This is a genomic window from Streptomyces montanus (assembly GCF_005786655.1).
Classification (GTDB): domain Bacteria; phylum Actinomycetota; class Actinomycetes; order Streptomycetales; family Streptomycetaceae; genus Streptomyces; species Streptomyces sporangiiformans.
This window is the reverse complement of sequence record NZ_VBZC01000011.1, coordinates 133,368-145,361: the sequence shown is the minus strand read 5'-3', so window position 1 is coordinate 145,361 and position 11,994 is coordinate 133,368. Positions and strand designations below refer to the sequence as shown.

Annotated in this window: 10 protein-coding genes and 1 tRNA gene; 10 read left to right on the top strand and 1 reads right to left on the bottom strand. The window is 66.2% G+C overall.

Going from position 1 to position 11,994, the window contains the following annotated elements; genetic code table 11:
- Positions 1-90: 90 nt before the first annotated feature.
- Positions 91-1,317, bottom strand: coding sequence for a pyridoxal phosphate-dependent aminotransferase (locus tag FE633_RS12450; protein WP_138045178.1), 1,227 nt, complete (start codon positions 1,315-1,317; stop codon positions 91-93).
- A gap of 205 nt (positions 1,318-1,522) precedes the next feature.
- On the opposite strand from FE633_RS12450, the gene FE633_RS12445 reads away from it, so the two are divergent.
- The 10 genes from FE633_RS12445 to rpoB all read left to right on the top strand — a co-directional run bounded on the left by FE633_RS12445 (position 1,523) and on the right by rpoB (position 11,914).
- Positions 1,523-1,595 (top strand) — tRNA-Trp (locus FE633_RS12445).
- A gap of 108 nt (positions 1,596-1,703) precedes the next feature.
- Positions 1,704-1,991, top strand: coding sequence for a preprotein translocase subunit SecE (gene secE / locus FE633_RS12440; protein ID WP_119102620.1), 288 nt, complete (start codon positions 1,704-1,706; stop codon positions 1,989-1,991).
- Positions 1,992-2,068: 77 nt separating this feature from the next.
- Positions 2,069-2,932 carry a transcription termination/antitermination protein NusG gene (gene nusG, locus FE633_RS12435; protein WP_138045177.1) on the top strand — a complete coding sequence of 288 codons (864 nt, stop codon included), beginning with the start codon at positions 2,069-2,071 and terminating at the stop codon, positions 2,930-2,932.
- Positions 2,933-3,102: 170 nt separating this feature from the next.
- Positions 3,103-3,537 (top strand): 50S ribosomal protein L11, encoded by a 435-nt coding sequence (gene rplK / locus FE633_RS12430; RefSeq protein ID WP_016645192.1) that lies wholly within the window; start codon positions 3,103-3,105, stop codon positions 3,535-3,537.
- Positions 3,538-3,613: 76 nt separating this feature from the next.
- Positions 3,614-4,336, top strand: a complete 723-nt coding sequence (gene rplA / locus FE633_RS12425) for a 50S ribosomal protein L1 (protein WP_119102618.1) — start codon at positions 3,614-3,616, stop codon at positions 4,334-4,336.
- Between the two features lie 169 nt (positions 4,337-4,505).
- Positions 4,506-5,420 (top strand): SCO4651 family lipoprotein, encoded by a 915-nt coding sequence (locus tag FE633_RS12420; protein WP_138045176.1) that lies wholly within the window; start codon positions 4,506-4,508, stop codon positions 5,418-5,420.
- Between the two features lie 102 nt (positions 5,421-5,522).
- Positions 5,523-6,386, top strand: a complete 864-nt coding sequence (locus tag FE633_RS12415; protein WP_138045175.1) for an SCO4651 family lipoprotein — start codon at positions 5,523-5,525, stop codon at positions 6,384-6,386.
- A gap of 384 nt (positions 6,387-6,770) precedes the next feature.
- Positions 6,771-7,298 carry a 50S ribosomal protein L10 gene (rplJ, locus tag FE633_RS12410; protein WP_138045174.1) on the top strand — a complete coding sequence of 176 codons (528 nt, stop codon included), beginning with the start codon at positions 6,771-6,773 and terminating at the stop codon, positions 7,296-7,298.
- Positions 7,299-7,423: 125 nt separating this feature from the next.
- The gene (gene rplL / locus FE633_RS12405) at positions 7,424-7,807 is read left to right on the top strand and encodes a 50S ribosomal protein L7/L12 (RefSeq protein ID WP_138045173.1); all 384 of its coding nucleotides are present in this window, start codon (positions 7,424-7,426) and stop codon (positions 7,805-7,807) included.
- Between the two features lie 618 nt (positions 7,808-8,425).
- Positions 8,426-11,914 (top strand): DNA-directed RNA polymerase subunit beta, encoded by a 3,489-nt coding sequence (gene rpoB / locus FE633_RS12395; RefSeq protein WP_138045172.1) that lies wholly within the window; start codon positions 8,426-8,428, stop codon positions 11,912-11,914.
- Positions 11,915-11,994: the final 80 nt, after the last annotated feature.

The following is an 11,994-nucleotide window of genomic DNA, read 5'->3' as shown; positions in this document are numbered from 1 at the left end:
GTGGTCTTGCTCGCACTGAAAAGCGGGCCGTCGACCTACTCACGGTGAGTAGGTCGACGGCCCGCACGCGCGCGCAGAGCACGAAAAACGTCAGTCCCGCGCCTCTGCCAGCAGCTTCTGGATCCGCGAGACACCCTCGACGAGATCCTCGTCACCCAGGGCGTAGGACAGCCGCAGGTAGCCCGGCGTGCCGAAGGCCTCGCCCGGGACGACCGCGACCTCGGCCTCCTCCAGGATCAGGGCGGCCAGCTCGACCGAGTCCTTCGGGCGCTTGCCGCGGATCTCCTTGCCGATGAGGGCCTTCACGGAGGGGTACGCGTAGAAGGCGCCCTCAGGCTCGGGGCAGACCACGCCGTCGATCTCGCTGAGCATGCGCACGATGGTCTTGCGGCGGCGGTCGAAGGCCTCACGCATCTTGGCGACGGCCTCCAGGTCGCCCGAGACGGCGGCGAGCGCGGCGACCTGCGCCACGTTCGACACGTTGGACGTGGCGTGCGACTGGAGGTTCGTCGCGGCCTTCACCACGTCCTTCGGGCCGATGATCCAGCCCACGCGCCAGCCCGTCATCGCGTACGTCTTGGCCACGCCGTTGACCACGACGCACTTGTCGCGCAGCTCGGGCAGGAGGGCCGGCAGCGACACGGAGGCCGCGTCCCCGTAGACGAGGTGCTCGTAGATCTCGTCCGTCATCACCCACAGGCCGTGCTCGACGGCCCACTGGCCGATGGCCCTGGTGTCGGCCTCGCTGTAGACCGCGCCGGTCGGGTTGGACGGGGACACGAAGAGGACGACCTTGGTCTTCTCCGTGCGGGCCGCCTCCAGCTGCTCGACCGAGACCCGGTAGCCGGTGGTCTCGTCGGCGACGACCTCGACCGGGACACCGCCTGCGAGACGGATCGACTCGGGGTACGTCGTCCAGTACGGAGCCGGAACGATCACCTCGTCACCCGGGTCGAGGATCGCGGCGAACGCCTCGTAGATGGCCTGCTTGCCGCCGTTGGTCACCAGGATCTGCGAGACGTCGGGCTCGTAGCCGGAGTCGCGCAGCGTCTTCGCGGCGATCGCGGCCTTCAGCTCGGGCAGGCCGCCGGCCGGCGTGTAGCGGTGGTACTTCGGGTTCTTGCACGCCTCTACGGCGGCCTCGACGATGTAGTCCGGCGTCGGGAAGTCGGGTTCGCCGGCGCCGAAGCCGATCACCGGTCGCCCGGCTGCCTTGAGGGCCTTGGCCTTGGCGTCCACGGCGAGGGTGGCGGACTCGGAGATCGCGCCGACTCGGGCGGAGACCCGGCGCTCGGTGGGAGGGGTTGCTGGGCTCATGGGGCCCATCGTTCCAGACCCGAAACGTCCCTGGCACATGGGTTTCACAGACTGAACAGGCCCCTGCCAAAGTCCGTACGGACGCTTCCTGTTCGACGACCGGCCGCCGACCACGTACACTCTCACCTCGTTGGCCTTCACCGGCCGCACTCACCCGGTGCACACCGAGCACTCGGGCCGATGCGGTACGTTGAGGGGGACACAAAGGGTCGTAGCTCAATTGGTAGAGCACTGGTCTCCAAAACCAGCGGTTGGGGGTTCAAGTCCCTCCGGCCCTGCTACACACTCCTTCGCCAGGAAGTGTGCGCATGTACGTACTGCAATGCACCCGCCGTGCGGCTCAACCGGGCGCGGCACGGCCACGACCCGGAATCAGGTGAGGACGAGTGACGGACGCCGTGGGCTCCATCGACATGCCTGATGCCCAGGATGAGGCGCCGGAGTCCAAGAAGAAGGGCCGCAAGGGCGGCAAACGTGCCAAGAAGGGTCCGTTGAAGCGTCTCGCCCTCTTCTACCGCCAGATCATCGCGGAACTCCGCAAGGTCGTCTGGCCGACTCGCAGTCAGCTGACGACATACACCACTGTGGTGATTGTCTTTGTTGTCATCATGATCGGTCTGGTGACTGTGATTGACTTTGGACTCGACAAGGCCGCCAAGTACGTCTTCGGCTGAGCAAAGCGCGAAGGGCGCCGTACTCGGCGCCCCATTTCGCGTGTTCCACCCCCATGATCCAGGAAGAAGCAGCCACCGTGTCTGACCCGAACCTGAACGACGCCGGCGAGTCGGTCGAGTCCGTTGACGACGAGCTCGACATCGTCGAGGGCGCGGACGCCAAGGACGAGTTCGAGGCTGCCGACGCCGAAGCCGGCGAGGCCGCCGAAGAGGCTGCCCTGAACGTCGAGGACGAGTCCGGCGAGGACCGCGAGGTCGACGTGGACGCCGCGGACCTGGCCGTCTCGGACGAGACCGAGGAGGCCGAGGAAGAGGCCGAGCCGGTCGACCCGATCGCCGCCCTTCGCGAGGAGCTCCGCACGCTGCCCGGCGAGTGGTACGTCATCCACACCTACGCCGGTTACGAGAACCGCGTGAAGACCAACCTCGAGCAGCGAGCCGTCTCGCTGAACGTCGAGGACTTCATCTTCCAGGCCGAAGTGCCGCAGGAAGAGGTCGCGCAGATCAAGAACGGCGAGCGCAAGACCGTCCGCCAGAACAAGCTCCCCGGCTATGTGCTGGTGCGCATGGACCTGACGAACGAGTCCTGGGGCGTCGTCCGCAACACGCCCGGTGTCACCGGTTTCGTGGGCAACGCCTACGACCCGTACCCGCTGACGCTGGACGAGATCGTCAAGATGCTCGCCCCGGAGGCCGAGGAGAAGGCCGCCCGCGAGGCCGCCGAAGCCGAGGGCAAGCCGGCTCCGGCCCGCAAGGTCGAGGTCCAGGTGCTGGACTTCGAGGTCGGCGACTCGGTCACCGTCACCGACGGCCCGTTCGCGACGCTGCAGGCGACCATCAACGAGATCAACGCCGACTCGAAGAAGGTCAAGGGCCTTGTCGAGATCTTCGGCCGCGAGACCCCGGTCGAGCTGTCCTTCGACCAGATCCAGAAGAACTAGCAACCGCTGGAACAAACGCTTCCGACCAGGTCAGGCGAACGCGCGAGCGAGCGCCTGACCTGCTCGGTTTTTGGCCGCACATGGATACCCGTTATCGTTGTGCGGTATGCCTCCATCCGGATGATCCGGTTCGGACGGCTGGAAACTCTCACTAGGACCCGGAGAGAGCAATGCCTCCCAAGAAGAAGAAGGTCACGGGGCTCATCAAGCTCCAGATCCAGGCCGGCGCCGCCAACCCGGCTCCGCCGGTCGGCCCCGCGCTGGGCCAGCACGGCGTCAACATCATGGAGTTCTGCAAGGCGTACAACGCCGCGACCGAGTCGCAGCGTGGCTGGGTGATCCCGGTGGAGATCACGGTCTACGAGGACCGCTCCTTCACCTTCATCACCAAGACGCCGCCGGCCGCCAAGATGATCCTCAAGGCCGCGGGCGTGGAGAAGGGCTCCGGCGAGCCGCACAAGACCAAGGTCGCCAAGATCACCGAGGCGCAGGTCCGCGAGATCGCCACCACCAAGATGCCCGACCTCAACGCGAACGACCTGGACGCCGCGTCGAAGATCATCGCCGGTACCGCCCGCTCCATGGGCATCACCGTCGAGGGCTGATCACACCCCGTAGACCTCTGTGGTAGGGCCAGCGCTGGTCCGCACCACGACTCCATACCTGAACTCAGGAGTAGAAGTGAAGCGCAGCAAGTCTCTCCGCGCTGCGGACGCCAAGATCGACCGGGAGAAGCAGTACGCCCCGCTCGAGGCCGTGCGTCTCGCCAAGGAGACCTCCACGACGAAGTTCGACGGCACCGTCGAGGTCGCCTTCCGCCTGGGTGTTGACCCGCGCAAGGCCGACCAGATGGTCCGTGGCACCGTGAACCTCCCGCACGGCACCGGTAAGACCGCCCGGGTCCTGGTCTTCGCGACCGGTGACCGTGCCGAGGCCGCGCTCGCCGCGGGAGCCGACATCGTCGGCTCCGACGAGCTCATCGACGAGGTGTCGAAGGGCCGTCTCGACTTCGACGCCGTCGTCGCCACCCCGGACCTCATGGGCAAGGTCGGCCGCCTCGGCCGTGTCCTCGGCCCGCGTGGTCTGATGCCGAACCCGAAGACCGGCACCGTGACCCCGGACGTGGCCAAGGCCGTGACCGAGATCAAGGGCGGCAAGATCGAGTTCCGCGTCGACAAGCACTCGAACCTGCACTTCATCATCGGCAAGGTGTCCTTCGACGACACCAAGCTGGTGGAGAACTACGGCGCCGCGCTGGAGGAGATCCTCCGTCTGAAGCCGTCGGCCGCCAAGGGTCGCTACATCAAGAAGGCCGCCATCACCACCACGATGGGCCCCGGCATTCCGATCGACCCGAACCGCACGCGCAACCTCCTCGTCGAGGAGGACCCGGCCGCCGTCTGATCCGACGGCAGCCGCGAGCCGCCAAGCCGGCACGCGTAGGTGTTCTCAGCGGGCCCCGCAACCTTTCGAGGTGCGGGGCCCGTCCCTTTGATGAATACGGATTTTTCGGATCCGTGTCAGTGGCCTGCGCTAGCGTGCGGGGCACAGGAATCGCATAGGGGTGGGACGAATGAAGAGCACGACCGTGCGTCGCGTGGCCCTGTCGATCGCGGTGACCGCCGCGCTGACGGGGGTGGCGGCCTGCAGCGGCTCGGACTCCGGGGGAGGCGACAAGGCGGCCGGTGACAAGACCGGCGGCAAAGCGGCCGGTGACGGCACGAACAAGGCCGGCCCGATGGCGGCCCTGCGCTCCGTGGAGAAGAACACCGACCAGGCCGACTCCGCCAAGGTCGAGTCCACGACGACCATGGGCACGATGATGTCCATGAAGGCGGACGGCGCTCTTGGCTGGGGCGACGGCATCACCGGCACCGTGACGATCACCTACACCGGCGGCACGATGACCGACACGATGCGTCAGCTGGGCTCCACGTCGATGGAGGCCCGCTATCTGCCCGACGCCTACTACGCGAAGATGGGCGACAAGTTCGCCGAGCAGTCGGGCGGCAAGCACTGGATCAGGTACGGGTACGACGACCTGGCGGACCTCGCCGGGGGATCGGGCGCGTATCTGAAGGACCAGATGCAGAACACCACCCCGAACCAGTCGGTGAAGCTCCTGCTGGCTTCCGGTGACGTGAAGAAGGTCGGCGAGGAGAAGGTGCGCGGCCAGAACACCACGCACTACTCGGGCACGGTGGACGTCGCGGATCTCGCCGGGCGGAACTCGAACCTCACCAAGGGCCAATTGGCCGACATGAAACGCCAGTTGGAGCACGCCGGAGTGACGACCGAAACGGTCGACATCTGGGTCGACGACGACGACCTTCTGGTCAAGAAGACCGAGAAGGGCGAGCTGGCGACCGGCTCGATGTCCTCGACGGCGTACTACAGCGACTACGGGGTGGAGGTCTCCGCCGAGGAGCCGCCGACGAGCGACACCGCCGACTTCAAGGACCTGATGCGGAATCAGCCCACCGCGTGAGGCCGCGAGTTGCCGGACCCGTAAACCGGGCCGCCGAAATGGCGTGGTCGGGATAAGGTCGCGCTCTGTTCACTGATCGGTCAGATGTTCCTGGGGGGACTCATGATGCTTTCCGTACGCGGCTCCGTACGGCACAGAGCGGCCGGTGCCGTTCTTGCCGCCGCGTTCCTGTCTGTCGGCGCGACCGCTTGCGGGTCCTTGGGGAAGGGGAGCGCGGAGGGAGACTCTCCGCGTATGACGCCCGCCGCGGCCGTGGCGAAGGCGGCGAAGAACACGGAGGACATCACCTCCTTCCGTTACCGGATGACCGGCAAGGTCCCGGTGGAGGGCCGCGTCGAGGCCGAGGCCGCGATGAGTCTGAAGCCCTCCATCGCCATGAGCATGAAGATGACCGCGCTGGATCAGGGAGCGGACGGCAAAGTCGAGATCAGGCTCGTAGACAAGGCCATGTACCTGGGCGGGGGCGCCGTCGCGAAGGAGATGGACGGCAAGAGGTGGATGAAGTTCGACCTCTCCGGGGCCGCGGGTAAGGCCCTGGGCGGCGGCGGGCTCGGGAACCAGGCCAACAAGAATCCGGCCCAGGAGTCCACCTTCCTGACCGGCTCCAAGGACGTGAAGAAGGTCGGCACCGAGAAGGTCGACGGCGTCGAGACCACCCACTACAAGGGCACGGTCACCCTCGACCAGTTCCGCGAGGCCCTCAAGGACGAGGACGAGGCGACCCGCGAGAAGCGCGAGAAGAGCCTCGAGCAGTACGAGAAGCTGGGCGTCGACAAGATCACGATGGACATGTGGATCGACGGCGACGACCACACCAAGCAGTTCCGCATGCGGGGCGACGCCGACAAGGGCCCGCTCGACATGACCATCACCTTCCTCGAGTTCAATGAGCCGGTGACGATCGAGGCCCCGCCCGCCAAGGACACCGCGGACCTGGCCGAGATGATGGCCGACGCCCAGAGCTGAAGCCGAGGGCTGACGCCCAGAGCTGACGCCGAGAGTCGAGCATCCGCCCGGACGGTCCCCGTCCGGGCGGATTTGCTTGGCACTCGACCGGTCGCGTACTCTTCCTGAGAAGCCAAAGACCGCTGGTCGTTGCTGTGTGCTCGTACGAGGGCACGGCGGCCGAAGGATCCGCTGAACTGCGGACGACCCGCGTAGGTGACTGTGGAAGTGCTCCCGCGTCCCGTCAGGGATGTCCGGTCGAGTTCACGCCCCGTGCGCCTGCGCCGGGGCGTTTCGTTTTGAAGTCGAGCCCCTTCCTCGCGTGCCTGATTCAGGCGGTCCGGCGACGTGCGGCTGATCGAGAGGTCAGTCGAGGATCATCACCCCGGAAGGAGGCCGAGGCTCATGGCGACGTCCGACAAGGTCGCAGCCGTTGAAGAGATCACCAGGAAGCTGCGTGACTCAAACGCCGCTGTTGTCACTTCTTACACCGGACTGACCGTGGCGCAGCTCAAGGAGCTCCGCCGTTCTCTCGGCGAGAACGCTCAGTACCGAGTGGTGAAGAACACGCTGACCCAGATCGCGGCCAAGGAGGCCGGGGTCCAGCTGGACGAGCACCTCAAGGGCTCGACCGCTGTTGCCTTCGTGACCGGTGACCCGGTCGTGGCGGCGAAGGGTCTTCGTGACTTCGCCAAGAACAACCCCGCTCTCGTCATCAAGGGCGGTGTCCTTGACGGCAAGGCGCTGTCCGCCGACGAGATCAAGAAGCTTGCGGACCTCGAGTCCCGCGAGGTTCTGCTCGCCAAGCTGGCGGGCGCCATGAAGGGCAAGCAGTCCCAGGCTGCCGCGCTCTTCCAGGCGCTTCCCTCGAAGTTCGTCCGCACCGCGGAGGCGCTTCGTGCCAAGCAGGCCGAGCAGGGCGGTGCCGAGTAATTCGGCTCGCACATTGACCGTGGCCTGAGGCAGCACGCCTGAGGCGGACGGTCGAAGCGGGCCCAACGTACGCCCGCCGACATGTACATCCGGCACCAGCCGAATTAGTGGAAGGATCGCCCATCATGGCGAAGCTCAGCCAGGAAGACCTGCTCGCGCAGTTCGAGGAGATGACCCTCATCGAGCTCTCCGAGTTCGTGAAGGCGTTCGAGGAGAAGTTCGACGTCACCGCCGCCGCTCCGGCCGCCGTCGCCATCCAGGGTGGCCCCGCCGCCCCGGTCGAGGCCGAGGCCGAGCAGGACGAGTTCGACGTCATCCTCACCGGCGCCGGCGACAAGAAGATCCAGGTCATCAAGGTCGTGCGTGAGCTGACCTCCCTGGGTCTGAAGGAGGCCAAGGACCTCGTGGACGGCGCTCCGAAGCCGGTCCTCGAGAAGGTCGCCAAGGACGCCGCCGAGAAGGCCGCCGAGTCCCTCAAGGGCGCCGGCGCCTCCGTCGAGGTCAAGTAAGTCTCCCTGTGCGGCTACGGCCGCACAGTGACTGCCGTGACCACGGCTCTCCCGTAGGGCTGTAACGCGGACGCAGTGAAGAGCGATCACCCATCTGGGTGGTCGCTCTTCGCGTTCGAGGGGGCGCGGTGGCGGCTCCCTTGCACTGTCGGTCGCGACGAGTATGGTGATCTTCGTTGTGCCCGACTCTCCCCGTGACGGGCAGCAAGACGGGTAGCAAGGCGGGTTGCAAGTGACGATGGCAGCACCCGGTTAGGGCTTGGGGGCCTTGACGAACCGCACGCAGCGCGCAATTCTCAGGACGCGTCGTCACAACGATCCGGATCCGAGGCATGGATCGGCGGCGAAGAGGGCAGTATCGATGTGCATCGAGGGCGTGGCTTGCAGCAGGTGTTGAGAACAACGAGGGTCTCCAAAAACCCGCACTGGACATCAGTGGGCCGAGTGGCTACACTGACCCTTTGCGCTGCCTGTTAGCTGCCTCCTGCCCGTCACCAGGGGCATGCCCTCGCTTGAGCATGGTGAAAAGAAATAGCCCTGACTTGGGATTTCTTTCTCTGTGCCCGGCTAGGGACCGGTACGCGCGTAGTGAGTCCGAGCCCTCGGAAGGACCCCCTCTTGGCCGCCTCGCGCACTGCCTCGACCGCGAATACGAACAACGGCGCCAGCACCGCCCCGCTGCGCATCTCCTTTGCAAAGATCAAGGAGCCCCTCGAGGTTCCGAACCTTCTTGCGCTGCAAACCGAGAGCTTCGACTGGCTGCTCGGTAATGACGCGTGGAAGGCTCGTGTCGAGGCGGCTCTGGACAGTGGACAGGACGTCCCCACCAAGTCCGGTCTGGAGGAGATCTTCGAGGAGATCTCTCCGATCGAGGACTTCTCCGGGTCGATGTCGCTGACCTTCCGCGACCACCGTTTCGAGCCCCCGAAGAACTCCATCGACGAGTGCAAGGAGCGCGACTTCACGTACGCCGCCCCGCTCTTCGTCACGGCCGAGTTCACGAACAACGAGACCGGCGAGATCAAGTCCCAGACCGTCTTCATGGGCGACTTCCCGCTCATGACGAACAAGGGCACCTTCGTCATCAACGGCACCGAGCGTGTCGTGGTGTCCCAGCTGGTCCGTTCACCGGGTGTCTACTTCGACTCCTCCATCGACAAGACGTCCGACAAGGACATCTTCTCCGCGAAGGTCATCCCGTCCCGGGGTGCCTGGCTGGAGATGGAGATCGACAAGCGCGACATGGTCGGTGTGCGCATCGACCGCAAGCGCAAGCAGTCCGTCACCGTCCTGCTCAAGGCGCTCGGCTGGACGACCGAGCAGATCCTCGAGGAGTTCGGCGAGTACGAGTCCATGCGCGCCACCCTGGAGAAGGACCACACCCAGGGCCAGGACGACGCACTGCTCGACATCTACCGCAAGCTGCGTCCGGGCGAGCCCCCGACCCGCGAGGCCGCGCAGACGCTGCTCGAGAACCTCTACTTCAACCCCAAGCGCTACGACCTCGCGAAGGTCGGCCGCTACAAGGTCAACAAGAAGCTGGGCGGTGACGCCCCGCTGGACGCCGGGATCCTGACCGTCGAGGACATCATCTCGACGATCAAGTACCTGGTGAAGCTGCACGCCGGTGAGACCGAGACCGTCATGGGTGACGCCGGCACCTCGATCGTCGTCGAGACCGACGACATCGACCACTTCGGCAACCGTCGTCTGCGTAACGTCGGCGAGCTCATCCAGAACCAGGTCCGTACGGGTCTGGCGCGTATGGAGCGCGTCGTGCGTGAGCGGATGACGACTCAGGACGTCGAGGCGATCACGCCGCAGACCCTGATCAACATCCGGCCGGTCGTCGCCTCCATCAAGGAGTTCTTCGGCACCAGCCAGCTGTCGCAGTTCATGGACCAGAACAACCCGCTGTCGGGTCTCACCCACAAGCGCCGTCTGTCGGCTCTTGGCCCGGGTGGTCTCTCCCGTGAGCGGGCCGGCTTCGAGGTCCGTGACGTGCACCCCTCGCACTACGGCCGCATGTGCCCGATCGAGACCCCTGAAGGCCCGAACATCGGCCTGATCGGCTCGCTCGCCTCGTACGGCCGGGTCAACGCGTTCGGCTTCGTCGAGACGCCCTACCGCCGGGTCACCGACGGTGTCGTCACCGACGAGGTCGACTACCTGACCGCCGACGAGGAAGACCGCTTCGTCATCGCCCAGGCCAACGCGCCGCTGTCGGACGACATGCGGTTCGCCGAGGCGCGCGTGCTCGTCCGCCGCCGTGGCGGCGAGGTCGACTACGTCGCCGGTGACGACGTGGACTACATGGACGTCTCCCCGCGCCAGATGGTGTCGGTCGCGACCGCCATGATCCCGTTCCTCGAGCACGACGACGCCAACCGTGCCCTCATGGGCGCGAACATGATGCGCCAGGCCGTGCCGCTGATCACCGCCGAGGCCCCCCTCGTCGGTACGGGCATGGAGTACCGCTGCGCCGTCGACGCCGGTGACGTCATCAAGGCCGAGAAGGCGGGTGTGGTCCAGGAGGTCTCCGCGGACTACATCACCGTGGCCAACGACGACGGCACGTACACCACGTACCGCGTGGCCAAGTTCTCCCGCTCCAACCAGGGCACCTCGGTCAACCAGAAGGTTGTCGTCAACGAGGGCGACCGGGTCGTCGAGAGCCAGGTTCTGGCCGACGGTCCGGCCACCCAGGAAGGCGAGATGGCGCTGGGCAAGAACCTGCTCGTCGCCTTCATGCCGTGGGAGGGCCACAACTACGAGGACGCGATCATCCTGTCGCAGCGCCTCGTGCAGGACGACGTCCTCTCCTCGATCCACATCGAGGAGCACGAGGTCGACGCCCGTGACACCAAGCTCGGCCCCGAGGAGATCACCCGGGACATCCCGAACGTCTCCGAGGAGGTCCTCGCCGACCTCGACGAGCGCGGCATCATCCGCATCGGTGCCGAGGTCATCGCCGGCGACATCCTCGTCGGCAAGGTGACCCCCAAGGGCGAGACCGAGCTGACGCCGGAGGAGCGCCTGCTGCGTGCGATCTTCGGTGAGAAGGCCCGTGAGGTCCGCGACACCTCGCTGAAGGTGCCGCACGGCGAGACCGGCAAGGTCATCGGCGTGCGCGTCTTCGACCGCGAGGAGGGCGACGAGCTTCCCCCCGGTGTGAACCAGCTGGTGCGCGTGTACGTGGCGCAGAAGCGCAAGATCACCGACGGTGACAAGCTCGCCGGCCGTCACGGCAACAAGGGCGTCATCTCCAAGATCCTGCCGATCGAGGACATGCCGTTCCTGGAGGACGGCACCCCGGTCGACATCATCCTCAACCCGCTGGGTGTCCCGTCCCGAATGAACCCGGGACAGGTCCTGGAGATCCACCTCGGCTGGCTCGCCAGCCGCGGCTGGGACGTCTCCGGCCTCGCGGACGAGTGGGCGGAGCGCCTGCAGGTCATCGGCGCCGACCAGGTCGACCCGGGCACCAACGTCGCCACCCCCGTCTTCGACGGTGCGCGTGAGGACGAGCTCGCCGGTCTGCTGCAGCACACCATCCCGAACCGCGACGGAGAGCGCATGGTGCTCCCGACCGGTAAGGCGCGTCTGTTCGACGGCCGCTCCGGCGAGCCGTTCCCGGACCCGATCTCCGTCGGGTTCATGTACATCCTCAAGCTCCACCACCTGGTCGACGACAAGCTGCACGCCCGCTCGACCGGCCCGTACTCCATGATCACCCAGCAGCCGCTGGGTGGTAAGGCCCAGTTCGGTGGTCAGCGCTTCGGTGAAATGGAGGTGTGGGCGCTGGAGGCTTATGGCGCCGCGTACGCCCTCCAGGAGTTGCTGACCATCAAGTCCGACGACGTCACCGGCCGCGTGAAGGTCTACGAGGCCATCGTCAAGGGCGAGAACATTCCCGAGCCCGGCATCCCCGAGTCCTTCAAGGTGCTCATCAAGGAGATGCAGTCCCTGTGCCTCAACGTGGAGGTGCTGTCCTCGGACGGTATGTCCATCGAAATGCGCGACACGGACGAGGACGTCTTCCGCGCCGCGGAGGAGCTCGGTATCGACCTGTCCCGGCGCGAGCCGAGCAGCGTCGAAGAGGTCTGACGGGTCTGGCGGAGGGCTTCCACAGAAGTCCCGGAAGCTCTCCGCCGGCCCCCCGACCCGTACAGACCATGATTGAGACA